This window comes from Nostoc sp. (genome assembly GCF_036917555.1).
Classification (GTDB): domain Bacteria; phylum Cyanobacteriota; class Cyanobacteriia; order Cyanobacteriales; family Nostocaceae; genus Nostoc.
In genome coordinates, this window is the sequence record NZ_JBALDD010000036.1 from 129,573 (window position 1) to 148,441 (window position 18,869).

Annotated in this window: 19 protein-coding genes; 5 read left to right on the top strand and 14 right to left on the bottom strand. The window is 43.1% G+C overall.

Going from position 1 to position 18,869, the window contains the following annotated elements; all coding sequences use genetic code 11:
* The first annotated feature begins 42 nt into the window (after window positions 1-42).
* Window positions 43-903, top strand: coding sequence for a dihydropteroate synthase (gene folP, locus V7K60_RS15205; protein ID WP_334926703.1), 861 nt, complete (start codon window positions 43-45; stop codon window positions 901-903).
* Here folP and V7K60_RS15210 read toward each other — a convergent pair.
* The 3 genes from V7K60_RS15210 to V7K60_RS35285 all read right to left on the bottom strand — a co-directional run bounded on the left by V7K60_RS15210 (window position 900) and on the right by V7K60_RS35285 (window position 2,432).
* A complete protein-coding gene (locus V7K60_RS15210) occupies window positions 900-1,745 on the bottom strand; it encodes an SPFH domain-containing protein (protein ID WP_334926704.1) in 846 nt (281 codons plus the stop codon). The genes folP and V7K60_RS15210 overlap by 4 nt on opposite strands.
* A 71-nt stretch (window positions 1,746-1,816) precedes the next feature.
* A complete protein-coding gene (locus tag V7K60_RS15215; RefSeq protein WP_334926705.1) occupies window positions 1,817-1,945 on the bottom strand; it encodes a hypothetical protein in 129 nt (42 codons plus the stop codon).
* Window positions 1,946-2,255: 310 nt separating this feature from the next.
* Window positions 2,256-2,432 (bottom strand): hypothetical protein, encoded by a 177-nt coding sequence (locus tag V7K60_RS35285; protein WP_442944406.1) that lies wholly within the window; start codon window positions 2,430-2,432, stop codon window positions 2,256-2,258.
* A 356-nt stretch (window positions 2,433-2,788) separates the two neighbouring features.
* Between V7K60_RS35285 and rpsU the strand changes: the two genes are divergently transcribed.
* Complete coding sequence (gene rpsU, locus V7K60_RS15225; protein WP_069073049.1) at window positions 2,789-2,968, top strand: 30S ribosomal protein S21; 180 nt, start codon at window positions 2,789-2,791, stop codon at window positions 2,966-2,968.
* 270 nt (window positions 2,969-3,238) lie between these two features.
* Here rpsU and pth read toward each other — a convergent pair whose 3' ends face one another.
* The 3 genes from pth to psbH form a co-directional block, all read right to left on the bottom strand.
* Window positions 3,239-3,880: an aminoacyl-tRNA hydrolase gene (gene pth / locus V7K60_RS15230; RefSeq protein ID WP_334926706.1), complete on the bottom strand. Its 642-nt coding sequence runs from the start codon at window positions 3,878-3,880 to the stop codon at window positions 3,239-3,241.
* A gap of 131 nt (window positions 3,881-4,011) precedes the next feature.
* Complete coding sequence (locus V7K60_RS15235) at window positions 4,012-4,284, bottom strand: TatA/E family twin arginine-targeting protein translocase (RefSeq protein ID WP_099103129.1); 273 nt, start codon at window positions 4,282-4,284, stop codon at window positions 4,012-4,014.
* A 142-nt stretch (window positions 4,285-4,426) separates the two neighbouring features.
* Window positions 4,427-4,630, bottom strand: a complete 204-nt coding sequence (psbH, locus tag V7K60_RS15240) for a photosystem II reaction center phosphoprotein PsbH (RefSeq protein WP_334926707.1) — start codon at window positions 4,628-4,630, stop codon at window positions 4,427-4,429.
* An 85-nt stretch (window positions 4,631-4,715) separates the two neighbouring features.
* Here psbH and psbN point away from each other — a divergent pair, with 85 nt between their 5' ends.
* Window positions 4,716-4,847, top strand: a complete 132-nt coding sequence (gene psbN / locus V7K60_RS15245; protein WP_292866665.1) for a photosystem II reaction center protein PsbN — start codon at window positions 4,716-4,718, stop codon at window positions 4,845-4,847.
* 204 nt (window positions 4,848-5,051) lie between these two features.
* Here the strand turns inward: psbN and V7K60_RS15250 are convergent, their stop codons facing one another.
* From V7K60_RS15250 to V7K60_RS15265, 4 genes are all read right to left on the bottom strand, one after another.
* Window positions 5,052-6,056, bottom strand: a complete 1,005-nt coding sequence (locus V7K60_RS15250) for a transaldolase (protein WP_334926708.1) — start codon at window positions 6,054-6,056, stop codon at window positions 5,052-5,054.
* Window positions 6,057-6,206: 150 nt separating this feature from the next.
* On the bottom strand, window positions 6,207-7,637 hold the full coding sequence (gene pyk / locus V7K60_RS15255; protein WP_334926732.1) for a pyruvate kinase: 1,431 nt from the start codon (window positions 7,635-7,637) through the stop codon (window positions 6,207-6,209).
* Between the two features lie 242 nt (window positions 7,638-7,879).
* Window positions 7,880-8,923: a type I glyceraldehyde-3-phosphate dehydrogenase gene (gene gap / locus V7K60_RS15260; protein WP_334926709.1), complete on the bottom strand. Its 1,044-nt coding sequence runs from the start codon at window positions 8,921-8,923 to the stop codon at window positions 7,880-7,882.
* Between the two features lie 235 nt (window positions 8,924-9,158).
* Window positions 9,159-11,003 (bottom strand): vWA domain-containing protein, encoded by a 1,845-nt coding sequence (locus tag V7K60_RS15265; protein ID WP_334926710.1) that lies wholly within the window; start codon window positions 11,001-11,003, stop codon window positions 9,159-9,161.
* A 259-nt stretch (window positions 11,004-11,262) separates the two neighbouring features.
* On the opposite strand from V7K60_RS15265, the gene V7K60_RS15270 reads away from it, so the two are divergent.
* Window positions 11,263-11,622 carry a Rieske (2Fe-2S) protein gene (locus tag V7K60_RS15270; RefSeq protein ID WP_334926711.1) on the top strand — a complete coding sequence of 120 codons (360 nt, stop codon included), beginning with the start codon at window positions 11,263-11,265 and terminating at the stop codon, window positions 11,620-11,622.
* 256 nt (window positions 11,623-11,878) lie between these two features.
* Here V7K60_RS15270 and V7K60_RS15275 read toward each other — a convergent pair whose 3' ends face one another.
* Entirely contained in the window at window positions 11,879-12,115 is a 237-nt protein-coding gene (locus V7K60_RS15275) for a hypothetical protein (protein ID WP_334926712.1), read from the bottom strand.
* 213 nt (window positions 12,116-12,328) lie between these two features.
* A complete protein-coding gene (locus V7K60_RS15280; protein ID WP_334926713.1) occupies window positions 12,329-13,117 on the bottom strand; it encodes a tryptophan-rich sensory protein in 789 nt (262 codons plus the stop codon).
* 136 nt (window positions 13,118-13,253) lie between these two features.
* On the opposite strand from V7K60_RS15280, the gene hisD reads away from it, so the two are divergent.
* A complete protein-coding gene (gene hisD, locus V7K60_RS15285) occupies window positions 13,254-14,534 on the top strand; it encodes a histidinol dehydrogenase (protein WP_334926714.1) in 1,281 nt (426 codons plus the stop codon).
* A gap of 27 nt (window positions 14,535-14,561) precedes the next feature.
* Here the strand turns inward: hisD and V7K60_RS15290 are convergent, their stop codons facing one another.
* Together V7K60_RS15290 and V7K60_RS15295 are read right to left on the bottom strand one after the other, a co-directional pair.
* A complete protein-coding gene (locus V7K60_RS15290) occupies window positions 14,562-15,935 on the bottom strand; it encodes an alpha-amylase family glycosyl hydrolase (protein ID WP_334926715.1) in 1,374 nt (457 codons plus the stop codon).
* A 243-nt stretch (window positions 15,936-16,178) separates the two neighbouring features.
* On the bottom strand, window positions 16,179-18,842 hold the full coding sequence (locus V7K60_RS15295; RefSeq protein WP_442944407.1) for a CHAT domain-containing protein: 2,664 nt from the start codon (window positions 18,840-18,842) through the stop codon (window positions 16,179-16,181).
* Window positions 18,843-18,869: the final 27 nt, after the last annotated feature.

Genomic DNA, 18,869 nt, shown 5'->3' on the forward strand with positions numbered 1-18,869 from the left:
TCTCGTTCCCATGCTCTGCATGGGAATGCCTAATGTAGATTTATGCCAAGCAACTTGATAATTCGAGGACGCTGTTTTGAGTGGGGACAGCGGACTTATTTGATGGGCATTTTGAATGTGACGCCTGACAGCTTTAGTGATGGGGATGAGTTTAACACTACCTCTGCTGCTTTAGTACAGGCGCAAGCACTGGTGGCTGCTGGTGCTGACATCATCGATGTGGGCGGTCAATCAACTCGACCAGGGGCAAAGCAAATAACTCTGGTGGAGGAACTTGACCGGGTACTATCGGTATTACAGGTGTTAAGACCAGAGATTTCAGTCCCGATTTCTGTAGATACAACCCGTGCTGCTGTAGCTAAGGCATCTGTAGAAGCTGGAGCGGATATTATTAATGATATTTCTGGCGGCACTTTTGACTCAGAAATGTTAGCAACAGTGGCAAAGTTAGGTGTGCCGATGATTTTAATGCACATCCGGGGAACACCACAGACAATGCAACAACAAACTGATTATCAAGATTTGCTGGCAGAGATTTATAGTTTTTTGGCTCGGCAAATTGGGGTAGCAACGACTGCGGGCATTGACCTGGATAAAATTATTATTGATCCTGGTATTGGTTTTGCTAAAAACTATGAGCAAAATTTAGAAATTTTTCGCGGCTTGCGATCGCTCGCACCACTCAACTGTCCTATCTTGGTAGGAGCATCTCGTAAAAGTTTCATTGGTCGCATTTTAAATCAACCAGATCCCAAAGCACGAGTTTGGGGAACGGCAGCAGCTTGTTGTGCTGCTATTTTTAATGGCGCTGATATCCTTCGAGTTCACGATGTTCAAGAAATGCGTGATGTTTCACTAGTAGCTGATGCCTTATTGAGACAAGCTGCACAAGGTAATTGTTAAGTATTACCGTTTTCGGATTTTTTGCCGTTACCTTCTTGATTTTCTCCTGGGTGGGCTATCAACTCCTGAAACATTTCACTTGAGTTAGCTGGGTCTACAAAGACAATTTTGGCATTACTGCTCTCACCAAGTTTTTGGCTGGCATCTACGTAATCTTGAGCTACAAGATACCGCAGAATGTCCCTACTGTCGGGATTGGAACGGAGAGCTTGAGAAATGATTTGCACTGAAGCCATAGTTCCTTCTGCTTTTTTTATAGCAGCTTCCTTTTCCCCTTCTGCTTCGGTAATCAGCGCCCGTTTTTTGATGACAGCGGCTTGTTCCTCTTCCCTAGACTTTCGGACACTCTCAGGTAGAGTAATTCTCTGAATATCTAACCGGAGTATATCAACTCCCCAATCTGCCGTTATACTATTCAACTGGTCTAAGATCGCTGAGTCCATCTCGGCTCTAGAGACGTTAGTCTCCTCTAGGGTATTCTGAGCAATGATTTCTCGCAGCGTGGTTGTGGTTATCTGTGTCAATGCCCCTTGCAGATCCTCAATCGCGTAAAAGCTTCTCTCGATATCTCGAATCCGCCAGTATACAATAGCGTCCACTTCTACGTAAATATTGTCTTGGGTGATCACATTCTGAGGTTTGATGTCTAAAAACTGCTCTCGTGTAGTATCTTCCATCACAATCTGATCGACCAAGGGAACAATAAAGTTCAGCCCGGGTTTAAGTTTCCGATGATACCGCCCTAAGCGTTCGACTAAGGCTTCATTTCCTTGATTAATCAGTTTTGCAGAACCTAATGCATAACCTATAAGGGCTAAAACTATAGCAATAATTGGCTCCATGTATGCTCCTATTCAGCTTTGGGGAGAATTTAGTGTCAAAGATATGCTACTAGCTTGTCATATCTTTGAGTTTAATGTTTTGAGTCTGTAATTTTATCAACACCAGCAGCGATGTCGAGTCGCTGCAAGTTTTGTACATAAGCTGTAAGTAAGACTGTTTTGCAGAATGCGTAGAAGCTCTGCTTCTTGTCGTCAGACATCGCTATTAAAGCACCTTGATAAAACGCTGGCAAGGACTACTTGATGTAATCAACATTACTTGTACTGGCATTTTCAGACAGCCTGGATTTATCTTCAGTATATTTACGTAAAATAAATTATACGAAGGTAGAATTTAGCAAGATTTTAAAAACCCCACTATAATCGGATAAAAATTGGCTTCAGCCATTAAAAATATCAAAATATTATCGGTAGGTTGTTAATCAAACTTATAGGTTTAATTCTACTTTTCACAGGATTATACTTTTTTGGTCAAAACATCATATTTGTTAGCGGTTACTATTCATATTTTTACCGTAGCTTACCTGCTACAGGTTCAGTTTTGGCAACGATGGCAGGTATATTTACATTAGTTTTTTTTCCTAGAGAAACTGGTAACTTGGGATAGATTTTTTTAGGCATCGGCATAGTATTAGTTTTCTTAAGCAGTGGAGTTATTTTAAAGCCAACTAGCTTATGGAATTTCATAGTTGCTTTTACAGCATTAGCATCTGGATATAAATTACTAAATGAGGGCAGAATCAACTTTTAAAATCTGTTTTCATCATGTATCTTAGTAACTAAGATTACATTATTCCCCAGTTCAGAGTACAGTCAGAAAAATTTAGGATCATAATTTCCCCATCTTCTCTATTGCTTCTGAGAGTGCATTAGGGCACTTAGATTAACTTTTAGTTAAGTACCTATTTCACGATACAGAAGCACACATAACCCACCTCAACTGGACAAATAGCCTCTTAATCATGACTTTAGCTTAGGGGGGTTTTACTAAGGTTGAGGGTAATATTAGAATGGAAACTATTGATGATGAGGAAAAGGGAAGAATGACCCAGGTAGTTCTAGGAGAGAACGAAGGAATAGACTCAGCTTTGCGTCGGTTTAAACGCCAGGTTTCCAAAGCTGGGATATTAGCTGATGTGAAATATCATCGGCACTTTGAAACACCGATAGAAAAACGCAAACGTAAGGCAGTGGCAGCTAGACGCACAAGACGTTTTAAATAAACCTATTTGGTGTGATACCGATGTTGCTTGAGGTTATGACTGAAAACAGGCAATAGCGCCAGCACCATTATTCATACAAACATTAAGTAAAGTCTGCCGCACCGCTAATTAGGGTGAAAATGAGTTATTTTTCCTATATTTAGAGCGCGTTAGAGACTTTATCTTGGTTAGATGGAGCAAGCTAAAATCGCTGCCTATCAACCAAAATAAGCGCCTTTAAACATCGGTTAGCTTTCTTGAATCAGCTGATAGGACAGTATTCATCCAGCCCTAAGACTCAGAATTATTAATGGTGCGGCTATTACAAACATTCATCGCCTTTTCTACTCCCTGTTTGAGACTTAGTTCAATACACTCAACTACGAACTGAAGTACAAGAGACATCTGCTGATTTTCGGCAGCAGAAAATCGTCCTAGCACATGAGAGATAGCACCGGAATCATCGTTATTAGCTGCATCTTTGGGTTTACCAATACCGATTCGCAAACGGGGAAAGTTTTGGGTACTAAGATGTGCAATCGCACTTTTCATGCCGTTATGTCCCCCAGCCGAACCAGATAAACGCAAACGAGTTTTTCCCAAGGGCAAATCCATATCGTCATAAATCACCAACACTGACTCAGGCGGCAATTTATACCAACTTGTCACCGCTTGTATAGCTTGTCCTGAGCGATTCATATAAGTTAACGGCTTTAGCAAGCGAATCTTACCTCCACCTGGGGCTATACCCTCGCCATACTCACCCTGAAACTTCCGGTTTTCCGCTAAGGAAATGCGCCAAGAACGGGAGAGAGCTTCTAAAGCAGCAAAACCGATATTATGGCGTGTTTGGTCATACTTAGCTTCTGGATTCCCTAACCCGACGATTAGTTGTGGAATTACCAAAGCTGGTTGTGTAACAACTTCTGTCATTTTGTCTACAGTCAATTGATATTCATCACTCTTCTAGTACAATGTCTAAGCTAGTAATGAAGGGTTTGTAGTAAGCACTTTAATGCTTAGAAAATAAGGACTAAAGTCCTTACTACGAACTTGACAGACTACTAGCTAGGTTGGGAAGAACTAGCGGTATCCTGCTCAGATTTCGCAGGGTGGATTTGCTTAGGTTCTAATTCAGCAGTAGTCTTGACAACTTCTTCTAACTGTTCTGCTTCTTTTTGAAACTCGTTTTGAAACTCTTTAGAAGCTTCTTGGAAACTACGAATTGTTTTGCCCACACTCCGACCAATTTCTGGCAGCTTCTTTGGGCCAAAGATTAACAGCGCTACTACCATAATTACAGCCATTTCCGGTAGACCGATACCAAATATATTCATTTTTTGTCTCCTGTAAACTCTAAAACCACTACAGAAACTCACATATATAGTTAGTCTAGTAGCAAATCGCAACTCACAAAAAAACCCGGAAAAACCGGGTGTAACTTAAGTTGTTATCCAAACTCGCTCGCTGTATTATCTGTTAGCGTCCTAAACTGCGCCAATCGACAAATACATCCTGAACCAACAGTGATTTATTGTAAAGTTGCAGAATAATCAGCAGAAACACGAAAAATAGCGCCATAAAAACAGCCATCACAGGGGTAGTACCCCAACCTGGAGTCACTTTCCCATACTCAGAGTTCAGTGGTTTCAGGATATCTCCCAACCTAGTTCTTTGTGCCATAGTTCACCTAAGATTACTTGCCAAAGCTTTTTTTAATCTTCTGTAATATTCTATAAGAATAGCACTCATCATCTATCTCTCAATTATGGAACCCGCAATAGTTCTTAGCATTTCTGTAGCTGCCGTGGTGATTGCCATCACTGGAGTTTCGATTTATACCTCCTTTGGCCCTCCTAGCAAGGAATTGAACGATCCGTTCGATGACCACGAAGATTAAAAGAGTCATATCATATCCGCATAAATTTTTGGTGCGATGTCTACGACGGGCTACGCTTACGTAGACAAGTATTGCTGTTGCTCATCGGGGTTTCCTCCATGAGTGGTTGGGAATCATAACTAATTACTCGGACATGATATTTGAAGTGCGTTACGGCTTGAGCCGTAACGCACACTACTTTAGATGTTTTTTAATTGCAAGTCCCTAATGGCTTGCTACTACCTCTGCTTCAAGGCGAGCTAGTCGGACTGCCAAAAGTTTTTCAAGGTCTTCTAATGCCTTGGTGAAACCTTTGATGCCCTCGTCTAGCTTGTCAGTCGCCATGCGGTCAGCGGCGTGCATCTTGTCATAGGTAGCTTTGTCAATGGATATCTTTTCAATTTCCAAGTTTGCTACCTTGGCAGGGTCAAGTTTGCGTGGCAGTTCTCCAATGGTTGCCTGTAATTCACCCAATAGTGACGGGGAAATTGTCAATAAATCACTCCCAGCAAGTTCAGTAATTTCACCAACGTTACGGAAACTAGCTCCCATAACTTCGGTTTTATAACCGAATTTCTTGTAGTAGTTGTAGATTTTGGTGACAGACAAAACTCCTGGATCTTCATCTGCTGGGTAGCTATCCCGTCCAGTATCTTTTTTGTGCCAGTCGAGAATCCGACCGACGAAGGGAGAAATTAGGGTAATACCAGCATCTGCACAGGCGATCGCTTGGTGAAGACCAAATAACAAGGTAAGGTTACAGTGAATACCTTCTTTTTGCAGGATTTCTGCTGCCCGAATGCCTTCCCAGGTGCTGGCAATTTTAATTAAAACGCGATCGCGGCCAATCCCGGCAGCTTTATACTGGGCAATTAATTCCCGTGCCTTAGTCAGCGTAGCTTCGGTATCGTAAGACAAGCGAGCATCCACTTCTGTAGACACGCGACCGGGAATGATTTGCAAAATCTTTAATCCAAAGGCAACTGCCAGACGGTCAAAAGCTAGAGAAACTATCTGTGTTTGGGTAGCATTGGCTCCAGCATCTTTCTTTGCCTGGAGTAAAGTTTGATCGACAACTTCCTGATATTCTGGCATCTGCGCCGCAGCAGTAATCAGAGAAGGATTGGTGGTGGCATCTTGAGGTTTGAACTTTTCAATTGCCTGGATATCCCCCGTATCCGCAACCACGACAGTCATTTTCCGCAATTGTTCTAGTAAACTCTTGGACATAAAATACTCCGTGATGAATGTTACAGGATTTACTTAATTCCCCAGTTATTTAAACTCTTGACTATTCCTTCAATTCTGATTCTGGCAATTTTTCGGAATCATTGCCCAACTTTGCTTACTATTCACAGCCACAGCCCTATTCTAGGTGGGTTATGCCGAAATTGGCTGTCCAATGGAATGCACTTTGATTAAACTAGTTGTTCCCGATTTACCAATTGGAACCCCAGAGGTAATTACCACCTTATCGCCCTTATTCGCAAGACCCATGTCTACAACTGTGTTCACCACATTGGTAAACATCTCTTCGGCATTGTGGACTGGTGGGATCAGCAAAGCTTCCACACCCCAAGAAAGCGCTAGTTGGCGATAAGCGGTGATGTCAGAGGTGAGGGCAATAATGGGAGAAGTAGGCCGATATTTAGACACCATTCTCGCCGTACTTCCTGATGAAGTGTTACAAAGAATTGCCCGTGAGCCTGTTTCATAGGCAATGCGACACACGGATTCTGCCACAGATTCGGTAACGCTGAGACTGCCTGCTTCATGACACCAGGCATGTCTGCTACCCTCATCTAGAGCCTGTTCTGTCCGCACGGCGATGTTGTGCATCATCTGAACGGCGGCAATAGGATATTGTCCGACAGCTGTTTCACCAGAAAGCATTACCGCATCCGTACCATCTAAGATGGAGTTGGCAACATCGGTTGCTTCGGCGCGGGTGGGGTCAGGGGCGCTAATCATCGACTCTAGCATTTGGGTGGCTGTAATCACCGGCTTGCCAGCACGATTGCAACGGCGAATAATATCTTTTTGAATTAGGGGTACTTCGTGAATTGGCACTTCCACCCCTAAATCGCCACGGGCAATCATAATCGCGTCGGCAACTTTCAGAATGGAGTCAAAGTTTTCTACTGCCTCTGCTCTTTCAATTTTGGCAATTAAGCGGATGGAAGCACCAGCTGCTTCAATCATGCGCTTGGCGGGTTCTAAGTCTTGTGGTGATCGCACGAAGGACACCGCCACCCAGTCTACACCCAACTGAATCCCAAAGCGCAAATCCAGCAAGTCTTTTTCGGTAATCGAACTGACAGGTAAAGGAGTTTGGGGTAGGTTTACTCCCTTGTGCGTAGAAATTAACCCGCCAATTTTCACCTGTGCCCGAATGCGATCGGCATCGCGATCGGTGACAATTAATTTGACGCGACCATCATTAATTAAAATCGGTTCGCCTGGTCGCACCATTGCAAACAAAGTCGGCAATGGTAGAGGTAGTTCGTCAATACTCTCACCCTTTTCTTGCAAAACAAAGGTAACTTCACTACCAGCTTCCAGATTTAACCCTTCCGGTGGCAAAGTTCCCAAGCGAATCTTGGGGCCACACAAATCTTGCATAATGGCGATTGGCTTTTGCTGCTCAGTACTAATCTGCCTGAGATAGTGAGCAGTTTGGGCGTGGAATTCATAAGCTCCGTGGGAGAAATTCAGCCGTGCCACGTTCATTCCAGCTTCTACTATGGCTTGCAGCCTTTCAGGTGCAGATGTAGCAGGTCCAACAGTACAAATGATTTTGGTTCGACGCATAGGGATTGGGGGTTGAGGAGTAACCTGCAAATTTGGATGCTTTGAGCGTAGGCGTAGCCCGTCGTAGACATCGCACGAAACATCCAAATTCACACGTGCTTCATATCACTGGTTTGCTAAATAAAAATACTAGATTCCGTTTTATTTTCGGAGTATTTACCATTTGACCCAAATCCCAAAAGTCCCTAGTCAAGAGTCAGCAGTCAAAAGCTAATGACTAATGACTAATGACTAATGACTAATCAAACCACAGCCGCTGTCGGGGCGAGTTTTTCTTTCTGTGACATAGACAACATCAGGTCAATCACACGATTTGAGTAGCCCCACTCGTTGTCATACCAGGCAATTACCTTGAAGAAGTTGGGATTTAACTCAATCCCAGCACCTGCGTCGAAGATGCTGGAATGAGTATCACCTTGAAAATCTGTAGAAACTACTTCTTCATCTGTGTAGCCCAAGATACCCGTTAGCGAACCTGCGGCAGCCTCCTTCATAGCAGCACAGATTTCCTTATAACTGGTGGCTTTGGCTGTTTTGAAAGTTAAATCAACTACAGAGACATCGGGAGTCGGAACTCGTAATGCCATCCCAGTTAACCTGCCCTTCAATTCTGGTAAAACCAGTGCTACGGCTTTAGCTGCGCCTGTGGAGGAGGGAATAATATTTTGGGATGCACCTCGACCACCCCGCCAGTCTTTCTTGCTGGGTCCGTCTACAGTTGGCTGAGTGGCAGTCATAGCATGGACTGTGGTCATTAACCCTTCAGTTAACCCAAAGTTGTCATTAATGACCTTAGCTATGGGAGCTAGACAGTTTGTAGTGCAGCTAGCATTGGAGACAATGATATCCTTGCCAGGTTCAAATAGGTGATGATTGACACCCATTAACAGGGTAGTAACTCTATCTGGATCTTTGGTGGGAGCGGAAATTACCACTCTCTTTGCACCTGCCTTCAGGTGGTTTGCAGCTCCTTCGTAGTCAGTGAAGAGTCCAGTAGCTTCCACGACATAATCTGCACCTAATTTTCCCCAAGGTAACTCTGCTGGATTCCTAACTGACACACAAGGAATGAAATGTCCGTCAATCAGGATGCCGTCTTCCTTGGTTTCAACCTTGTGCTTTAATTGACCGTGGGTTGAGTCGTACTTTAATAGATAAGCGAGATTATCTGGTGGTACTAGGTCGTTAATGCCCACAAACTCAATGTTGGGATTATCGATGCCAGCGCGAAGTACAAGTCGCCCGATTCGACCAAAGCCATTGATACCAACTTTCAATTTAGTCAAGATTAAACCTCCCGTTGTGGAAGTTGAACAAAAGGAGAAAGTTAAAAGTCAAAATAGATTGCCTTTTACTCTTTACTCTTTGATCCTGACAGTCTCAGTCAGCTAAGGCATATTTACTTGGCATCTTTTAAGGATTGGGGCATTGGGCATCCCTTCGGCTTCGCTCAGAGCAAGTGGGCATTGGGCATTGGGCATTAATTATTCTCCTCTGCTCCTCTGCTCCCCAGTCCCCAATTCAATTAGTAGTAGGTTGGACAAATCGCTTAATTTCACCACAGGCAATATAAGATTTGCCATCTGGTGCGGTTTTGACTTCATCAACCACGTAAAGTATTCCTTCCTCACGAACCGATCGCGGAAAACGCATGTTCCAATCCGGTTCATATCCGTCGGAAACCACCCTAGCACGTAGCTTGCTGCCATCTTTGACACACTGAACTAAAATGCTGTTTCCTACACTGTCAGTTGTGGAAAGATCGGCAGCACTGGCAGGGCCTTTGGAAGCTTTACCTGTGTTAGTTGGATGCGATTGTCTAGAGGCAACAAAGATATCTGTTTCACCGGGTTGAGCAAAACGGCTGATATTACCACGTACCCGATAGAAAGTGCGTTCGCTTGAGAGTTCCAGTCCTTCAACAACATAGCGTGCGCCCTCGGCACGAATAGCCCGGGGAAACTGGATGTTCTTGGTTGAATCGTAGCCTTCGGACATGACCTTGACCCGCAGTTTACCCCCTTCACGAACGCAATACAATTCAACACCTGAACCGACTTCATTCACAATCGGCATGGCGTACACTTCATCGCCAGCAGTGACACCGCGCCCCACCAAATCGTTACGATTGCGCGTCATCGTCTGGTAAGTCTGATCCTGCATCTCTTTACGTCCGGCATTACCTAGAGCTTTTTGGGCGATCCGACCTGCGAAATACTCAAGCTGATCGATCTCTTCAGCAATTTCAAAATTCTCGTTCAACCCTTTATCTCGCAAATCTTTCACAAGTGCCCGCAGGGTTTGTTCAGCTTCTTGATGCTTGCCATGTTCAGCGAGATTAAGGGCAGTCTCTTTGGCTTTAGCGATCGTCAGGCGACTCAGTTCCAGAATAATATGGCTTGTAGCAGCAAAAGCTGCTTCCTCAACAGTACCAACTTTAGTGACGACATCTATAGTACCTGACACGCTTTGAATGCGGTTATTTTGCACAACATCGGCACTGTAGTGCAGTTTCATCACAGGTGACTCACCAACTTGAGCGCTTGATATCCCCAGACTCAAACCGAGAAGTTTATCTTCGCCCTCGTAAAGCTCTCCCAAGGTGATCACAGCTTGACTGGCGTCATTCTGGCTAACTTTAGCCAGACTTAAGGTATCAACAAGGCTGACACCATCAGCCAATTCAAGTGTCACCTTGAGGTTCTGTCCCACTACTGCTCTGAGACTGTCTAGCTCAATATTAAACACTTCAGTTGCTTCGTCGATGCTCTGAATAAAGTAGAAGTTGCCTGTGGCTGCCCTTGCCATCCCAATCAGCAGGTCTTCATTGAAACCCTGAGCAAAGCCTAACGTAGTTGTGATAATGCCTTCTTCAGCTTTTTGCCCTGCTGTCGCCGTTAGTATCTTAGGGTCTTGAATGCCCATATTGGCGTGACCATCGGTAAGCAGGAGAACACGGTTGATTTTTTGCGGATCGAGTTGCGTTTTCACGTGTTCGCAGCCTTTGAGCCATCCCCCCGATAAGTTGGTAATACCGCCTGCTCTCACCTTGCGGATAGAATTTTTCAGTGCGGCTTTGTTAGTCACAGACTGGGGTGGCACAACACTGTCCACTTCATCGTCGTAAACAACTACCGAGAGAATGTCATCAGGCTCAAGTTGATCTACCACAGACTCAGCGGCTTTGAGTGCGTGATGCAAGGGAGCGCCTGCCATAGAGCCGGAACGGTCAATTACAAGCGACAGGTTAAGGTTACGTTGAGGAGATTTAGCTATGTCAGCACGAAAACGTAGCAGAATATTAGTCTTTAATGAAGATCCTGCGGTGAGGATAGACTGGTCAAATTCGTAACTTGTCTTAATCATTTTTTATATCCCTGAGAATTGTCTGTTATCAGCTACAAGCCTTATGATGCATAGACAGTAAGTGCTTTATTTAGTTTACCCAGAAATAAGTTTATTCAGTATAAAATTGGTATTTAATGTAATATTTTATAGTTATATTTTTTCACCAGCTTAGACAAAGCCCGTCGTAGACATTCTCGACTCTCCGGTACTGAAAGGCGATCGCACTGGTCACTATTGCGGGAAACTGAAAGCAGATATATTAGGAGAGGAGAACCTAATGAGTTGGACTAAAGTTCTTGCAGTCGAAGCACTTTCCCCTGGTGCGCGAGAAGTGGTGAAAGTTGGCAACCGGAAAATTTTGCTTTTGAATCACGAAAGTCAGCTTTATGCTGTAGATAACAACTGTCCTCACTTAAAATTACCGTTGAAAAGTGGGAAAATCACTGAAAGTGGGGCAATAGTTTGTACCTTCCATCGCAGTGCTTTTGACCTGCGGACTGGTGAAGTACAAGGATGGTGTTCCTGGCCACCTGGTGTAGGTAAGGTACTCTCGTTGGTTTCACAACCAAAAACACTGCCAGTGTTTCCAATTCGTGTTGAAGAAGGCAGTATCTGGGTTGATGTGCAAGAGGAATAGCACCCTCTCCCTGAATTTACTGAAATAGTTTTAAGTAGAGCGACGTAAATAATTCAAGGTTTGTAGTGAGGACTGAAGTCCCCAGTACGAAATTATCTCAAGATTTTTTACATTACTTAATCTACTTTGATTTATCTCGCCTACTTACTTAAGTCAAAAAAGAAAACCCCAGCTAAACTCATTGGCTGGGGTTTCTATCAAAATTTACCTATTTCAGAGATATAGGAATCATTGAATGAGAAAATAGAACGTCTTCTCAAGCAGTTTGAACACTTTGCTGTGATGTTATAGCACTTCTCGTTTTAATCTCAACTCTTAATAGCAACTCTGAACCATTATCATGTAATTCAACCGCAGGAACCCACGCTGTTCTCGGTGATGCAGAAATCTCGGAGTTACCGTGCTCGGCTACTGTAAGCTCAGAGAATAATTGATCCATTTGACGACGTAGAATCTCCATTTCACAGAATGGTTCCCAACGAATGAGTGCCATATTTCAATCTTTCCTTAACTTTTTAATTCAATTTTGGGTAATCAAACAAAGTTTTAGAGGTGTTTTTATAAAAAGGAGCTTTATTTGCTTTGTTTCTTTTGACTAATAACAATCAGACTAGTGTGTGTAACAACCGACTATTGTTGTACGTGCTTAACGAACGCTTGCTAAAAGTTCTCTCTTGAGAGACGCTGGGCGGGTATGTTATCACACTTAAATATGTTCTTGTTGGGTGCGTAAGCTGTTAATCGTAGCTGTTAAAAGTAGGACAATTGCCAAAACCAATACGGTATTTCTGAGCATTGAGTTATTAGAATGCTTGAGGGCGATCGCCACCAATGCCCAGAGTGTTACTCCTGTATAAGCGATGTCTCGATGCTGGATAACTATAACTGCTGCAACTGCTGTTGCTATCAATACCATGATCAGAGTCCAGATTACAGTAGAAATGCCCCAACCGTTCCACCTGTGAAAATCCAAGGCACACGCTACGTTAACAATGGTCGCCACGCTAATCCAGCCTAGATAAATGCTAATCGGAAAGTGAATACACCATTTTTTCAGCCGAGGTACACGCAATTTGCCAATTTCTAACTGCACATAGACAGCAATCAGGGGCAACAGAATCAAGAGCATTGCAATGACAGAAAGAGCAAAAAGCCGAGACAAAAACAGATACACCCAGATACTTTGAGCAACACAGGCAATCACCAACAGATAACCTGTCTTACGTAAATCAGGCTCATGTCGTTGGTTAGGTAGAGCTTGGTATACCCCAAAAGCAAACAAGCCAAGGTAAATCAGCCCCCAGATAGCAAAGGCGTAATTGGCAGGGATAATCAGGACATTTTTAAACAAGGTATTGGAAATTTCCCCGATGCTAAGTCCATTGAGCGGAAAAACGTTTGATACTACGTTGATAAAGAAAGCACCGAAGATTGCAGCCAAAGTAACAAGCTGCCGCCAAAGATCCCGGTAATTGCCTCTTGTGGACTGCTGCATAGGATGTTAATTCATAATCTTTTGTGCTTTTAGCTTACATCTGAAAAAGAGTGATGCATATAAGCCACAGTCATATCGAGCAAGTTAATCAGGAGTTAAACTAATTATTGACCTCACTGCTTTTAAGGTACTGTCCATGCAGCTACTTCAAACTACCGACAAAGATTTTTCTGTCAAATTCCAAACTCTTGTAAGCGATCGCCGGGAAGTTACAGTTGATGTTAGTGGGACAGTACGTGAGATTCTAGCTGATGTCAAAGTACGTGGTGATGCCGCAGTCAAGGACTATACTAGCCGCTTTGATCGCAACAATCTCCAGTCTTTGCATCTAAGCGAAACCTTTATTGCCGAACACGCAACGCAATGTCCTGCCAATGTCTTGGCGGCGCTGGAATTTGCTGCTAAAAGGATTGTGGCTTTCCATGAAAAACAACTACCGCAAGATATTGGCTACACCGATACAGTCGGGGTAAAACTGGGATTGAATTGGGTAGCGCTGTCGCAAGTGGGAATTTATGTACCAGGGGGACGGGCTAGCTATCCGAGTTCTTTGTTGATGAATGCCTTACCAGCTAAGATTGCTGGTGTTGAAAGAATTATCATGACAGTACCGATGCCTGGCGGTGAGATTAATCCTGCCGTATTGGCTGCTGCTCAAGTTGCTGGTGTTACAGAAATATATGGCATTGGTGGGGCGCAAGCGATCGCAGCATTAGCTTATGGTACAGAAAGCATTGCCCCGGTGGATAAAATTGTTGGCCCTGGTAATGCTTATGTTGCTGAAGCCAAGCGTCAAGTCTTTGGCACTGTTGGCATTGATAGCATCGCTGGCCCTTCAGAAATTTTAGTGGTAGCCGACAGCCAGAACAACCCAGATTGGATTGCCTGGGATTTACTATCGCAAGCAGAACACGATCCTAGTGCCCAGTCAATCTTAATTACTGATTCCGAAATCTTCGCGCAACAAGTAATAAAGGCTGTTGAGAAAATTCTTGCCGATTTACCCACTAGAGAAGTTGCCAGTGCAAGTTGGCAAAATTATGCAGCCGTGATTCTGGTCAGTGATTTAGCCGAGAGTATACCACTGCTGAATCAACTAGCTCCAGAACATGTGGAATTGTGTACAGACAACCCGCAACTGCTTGCCGATCAAATTAAGTGTGCCGGCAGCGTGTTTTTAGGACGCTATACTCCAGAAGCGATTGGCGATTATTTAGGAGGCCCCAACCATGTACTGCCAACTGCCCGTTCTGCCCGCTTTGCCTCTGGTTTGAGTGTCTACGACTTTCTCAAACGAATTACTTTTTTAGAATGTGACAAACAATCATTACAGACAATAGGCAAAGCAGCTGTCACCTTAGCAGAGGCAGAAGGTTTGCCAGCCCATGCAGGTAGTGTATCTGTACGCTTGCAATAAAAAGCTGAGAAGAAATGGAGGGAGCTTCTACACTTGACATTGATTAAAAGGTTCTCGAATAAAATAGAGGGCATCGCGTTTTTGAACTTCCATACCGCCTCTATTCCAGCCTCCCCAACGAGTTATAAATTTTTTCTTGCGATCGCGACGTTCAATCACAACAGTAAAATTATTACGGAGTTCCCGATAACATCCATCCAAATTTGTCAAGGTCAAATCCAGTGCTGGGATATTAAATTTATTATTCCCTTTATTGATAACAAAAAATCCTTCACTACCTCGCTCCATTAGCAATACAGTCGGACTATCAACGACTGCTAAAATATTTTCTTTGATATTTTTTCCCTGATTGCCTCGTTGATGCATAATTTGGCGGAATTTAACACCATATTTGATAAAAGCAGCATCTCTATTATCCCAGTTCAGTATTAAAGGAGTGCCACTTTCTCTCGCCAGGATATATGCTGTTGCGAGGAAAGAGTCAGAAGGATCGCTATAGGGGTTAATAGCATTGGAATTAATCTCACGGATCGTATCGTGGTTTCTGCCAAAAGTGACGCTACGTGGATCGTTTATGCCTGTGGGAACTCGCAGAGAACGCAAATCTCCACCAAAGCTGAAGGCATTTTTCATTGAATTGTAAAGAACAAAATCTGTGACAGCAGCAATCCAGTTATAATTTTCTGTACTGGTGTCGCTATCTGTGATTACCTCAAGATAATTCCATGCTTTGCCTTGACTTTGTTGATCCACATAGCTGATGTACTCTTTAATAACATCTACTGGGATATGCTTGGCAGCATCAAACCGAAATCCATCAATTCCTAAATCTAGCAATTTTTTTAAATGAGCTTTTTGAATTGTTTTAACATTATTGGTAAATCTCAATTCAGGAAGTCCACCTAACCAACAATTAATTTCTGAATCTCTGTTGCCATCACTATAATTAATGCTACAAAATTTTTTACCTGGACGATTTGAATCCGAATTAAAGTCATTTATAGAAAGACCTGGAAATTTAGTTAAATCTTCAAAATCATCATTGCCATCTAAATTAGCCATGTGATTGAAAACAACATCAGCAATCACTTTTACATTACAACTGTGGGCTTGACTAATAAGTTTTTTTAAATTGAAGAGTGAACCTCTACCTTCAATAATGCTGTAGTCTACAGGTTGATAGCGTGCCCACCATTCTGGAGCGGGATTAGATTTTTGGGCTGGAGAAATTTGAATGTGAGAATATCCTTGCTTCCCTATTTCACAGACAAACTTTTCGATATCAGTGTACTGCTGGTCAAATGCATGAAAAATCGCAGAAGGTTTTTCTCCTGCTGATGTCTTAATTGGGTAAATACAAGTTGTGTAGATTACAACTGCACAGATGAAGATATTTTTCATTAAAGATATTACTCCTAATTCGAGTTTGGCACGTCCCCGATAGCATAACGCTCTAGCAGTTCTTCAGCAGTCATAACTACCTCACATTAGCATCAATTAATACTATTGTTTTCCAACTCCACTTAATACCTGATTTTTCAGATTTAAAAACTCGTTGCAATTAGGGGGCGATCGCTCATGAACAGCTTCTATCACTTTCCAGAAGGGTAATCTCTAGAAACTTCAATAAGTAGATAGAATTTGTCAAAGCCAGTTACCAACTAAAACATAAGGTGCCCAGTAACCAGGACGACTGTAATTAGGATAATCTTTTAACAACTTTACTTGGGCACGACGTAAGGCTTCAGCCTTTGTCACCTCAGTTTTAACTAACTCACGATAAAATTCACCAATTAAGATAGCAGTAGATTTATCACTGATATGCCATAGTGAAGCCAAGGTACTACGGGCGCCAGCTTTTACGGATGCTCCTGCTAGCCCTAGTGTGGCGCGATTGTCACCAGTAGCAGTTTGGCAAGCACTTAACACTAGCATTTCCAAAGCTTCTGAGCGAGTTTGATCCCGACGGCGCAGTAGGCTATCAAATTGCGTGACGTTGATCGGGCCATCATTTGCAAGTATAAAAGTATTCTCAACATTGGAACTAAATTGACCGTGGGTTGCCAGATGTAACACATTAAATGGCACAGTATTTACCTTACTCTCTAGGTTTTTGCTGTTGAAATCTCGGTCTAGTAACTGGGTGGTAGACGCGATCGCTTGGGAAATAGAGTCGAATTCTGATTTAATTTCTGGTAGCGGTGGAAATTGCTGTTGAAAGCCTTGTGGTGGTTGCACTAACCCAGCAGCTAATACATTGAGTTTTGTTTGTGTTAAGGGTTTGAGTGCGAGTAATTGAAGTCCTAAGCTGAGTGCTACAGCGTATTTTTCTACCAAATATTGCTGACCGTCATACAATATAGCCATTGGCACATTTCGCAATATTCCATCCAGTACAAATACAAGGGTTTTGACGCCATTATCTTTTAAATCTGACTCAATTTCTTTGATTAACCACCCATAGACTTGCTGTGATAACGCCTGTACTTCTTCAGCCCTATCAGGTTCTAATAGATACTCTCTGAGTTCTCTGATAATACGTTCTACCTCATTTTGTGACTTATTTACTGTATAATTACGCAGTGGTTGGTGAGGAATTTTAACAATCACTTGGAGTTGATCAGGCAGAATAATTGGATAAATGATTGCGGCTGTGGGATTATCTTTATCTACCACTGTGTCAAGTAAAACAGTTTTGGCATTAATGCAAGCTTCCCGGAAAAAGTCGTCTAATTCCGCCAGTTGCAGTGCTTCAATCCTCTGTCTAGCTTTGTCTAGGGTTGCTTCGCTCGGATGAGTTTGCTGAAACTGCAACAATAATTCTACGGACTCTCTATATACAGGTTCTACACTTTCTTTAAAGGAAAACTGGACATCTCGATTTACGACCACTAAGTCATTACGGAGAGTCTGCAATTCACTAACCGCAGTATCATAGGTGGCAATAGCGCCTTCAATCTCTCCCTGCTGTTTCAACAAGCGTCCTAACTGCCAATGCCAACGATAAGCGATATCTGGGGCGTTGATTGTTTGGGCTATGGTCAGTGCCTGTTGGGTGAGGTTCTGGGCTATTGACCATTGTTTAGTTTGCTCGTATACACTGCCCAGAGTCCCAACAGCAAAGCTCTCAGCTCGTTTATCTGCCAAATCTTCAGCTTGTTGCAAGGCTCTGGCGCAGATTTGAGCGATCGCTTGGGGTGTAGTCCCGAACTTCATCAAGCTTTGAGCTAGATTAATCTGGGCATAAATAGTTGTTACAGAAGGAGGTAGTTGTGCCAGTTGAGTTTGGATTTGCGGCAATAGTGTCTGCACGGCGGCTGTTTGTCCCGTGTTCACTAGTAAATTCAACTGATTAACTTGAGCCTGAACTTTGCTAATCGGGTTAGGAGCGATCGCAGCAGCTTGCTGATAGAACTCTATTGCCCCCTTAAAATCTTGCTGTCCTTGGGCCGTGTTGCCTAAACTGAATAAGGCCGCGCTGACATCCTGGGGAGAATCCAATTTTTGGGCAATTGACAAACTTTGCTGTAATACCTGACGGGATTGATTCAAATCTCCTGCTAATTGCAGAGCATTTCCGAAAGACCGTAATTCTATTGCTTTACTGACTGAATTAGGTTTTGATTGTAACTGCTGCTGCACTTGAGTCAAGATTGTCAAACCCCGACGGTAAAATCCCAAAACTTGCCATGCTTGTGCTTGATTGATGCGATCGCGGATAATGCCATTGCGATCGCCTAATTGCTTATAGGTGACCTCCGCACGTTGCCAGGTATTAAGTGCCTGTTCAGCTTGTCCCAAGTCTAGTTGAATACTACCTTGAATATCTAGAATTGGAGCCAAAACCTGAAGATTTTCGCCAGGAGAGGATTTTTCGACCAACTTCAAGCTATCTGTAATTGCCTGTTGCGCTTGTATCAAATTATCCAGCTTTTGATATGCCAATGCCAAATTACTTAATGCTACAGCTTGCCGCAATTCATTGCCCTGGCTGCCATAACTTTTAACTGCTTGTTGCAAAACTTTAACCGCTTCTGCAAACTGTCCTGCCTCATACAGCACTTTACCCTGTTGCAGCAAGTCTTGTGTTTGTGCAGGAGGATTTTGGATTGACACTCCAAGAGTTGCGATATGTTGTGTTTCTATAGTTGCAGCAACAGGAAAAGCAGTAACGCACAAAAAAGCTGTCACCAGAACCAAGAGCATGAAAACAGGCAACTTATGGATTTTAAAGGGATGAATCAACCATATATTAAATCTGTCACATATCCGTTGCCACTGATTGTTTTTATGAATCTTGACTTTCATCGGAATTCCTCCTTTGAATCTTGAAGT

Bases quoted from the DNA above. Each gene is read 5' to 3' on its own strand.
- folP (WP_334926703.1), top strand. From the start codon at position 43: ATGCCAAGCAACTTGATAATTCGAGGACGCTGTTTTGAGTGGGGACAG.
- V7K60_RS15295 (WP_442944407.1), bottom strand. From the start codon at position 18,842: ATGAAAGTCAAGATTCATAAAAACAATCAGTGGCAACGGATATGTGAC.
- V7K60_RS15215 (WP_334926705.1), bottom strand. From the start codon at position 1,945: ATGTCTGACGACAAGAAGCAGAGCTTCTACGCATTCTGCAAAACAGTC.
- V7K60_RS15290 (WP_334926715.1), bottom strand. From the start codon at position 15,935: ATGAAAAATATCTTCATCTGTGCAGTTGTAATCTACACAACTTGTATT.
- psbH (WP_334926707.1), bottom strand. From the start codon at position 4,630: ATGGCACAAAGAACTAGGTTGGGAGATATCCTGAAACCACTGAACTCT.
- psbN (WP_292866665.1), top strand. From the start codon at position 4,716: ATGGAACCCGCAATAGTTCTTAGCATTTCTGTAGCTGCCGTGGTGATT.
- V7K60_RS35285 (WP_442944406.1), bottom strand. From the start codon at position 2,432: ATGAAATTCCATAAGCTAGTTGGCTTTAAAATAACTCCACTGCTTAAG.
- hisD (WP_334926714.1), top strand. From the start codon at position 13,254: ATGCAGCTACTTCAAACTACCGACAAAGATTTTTCTGTCAAATTCCAA.
- V7K60_RS15275 (WP_334926712.1), bottom strand. From the start codon at position 12,115: ATGGCACTCATTCGTTGGGAACCATTCTGTGAAATGGAGATTCTACGT.
- rpsU (WP_069073049.1), top strand. From the start codon at position 2,789: ATGACCCAGGTAGTTCTAGGAGAGAACGAAGGAATAGACTCAGCTTTG.
- V7K60_RS15265 (WP_334926710.1), bottom strand. From the start codon at position 11,003: ATGATTAAGACAAGTTACGAATTTGACCAGTCTATCCTCACCGCAGGA.
- V7K60_RS15235 (WP_099103129.1), bottom strand. From the start codon at position 4,284: ATGAATATATTTGGTATCGGTCTACCGGAAATGGCTGTAATTATGGTA.
- pyk (WP_334926732.1), bottom strand. From the start codon at position 7,637: ATGCGTCGAACCAAAATCATTTGTACTGTTGGACCTGCTACATCTGCA.
- V7K60_RS15250 (WP_334926708.1), bottom strand. From the start codon at position 6,056: ATGTCCAAGAGTTTACTAGAACAATTGCGGAAAATGACTGTCGTGGTT.
- pth (WP_334926706.1), bottom strand. From the start codon at position 3,880: ATGACAGAAGTTGTTACACAACCAGCTTTGGTAATTCCACAACTAATC.
- V7K60_RS15270 (WP_334926711.1), top strand. From the start codon at position 11,263: ATGAGTTGGACTAAAGTTCTTGCAGTCGAAGCACTTTCCCCTGGTGCG.
- V7K60_RS15210 (WP_334926704.1), bottom strand. From the start codon at position 1,745: ATGGAGCCAATTATTGCTATAGTTTTAGCCCTTATAGGTTATGCATTA.
- V7K60_RS15280 (WP_334926713.1), bottom strand. From the start codon at position 13,117: ATGCAGCAGTCCACAAGAGGCAATTACCGGGATCTTTGGCGGCAGCTT.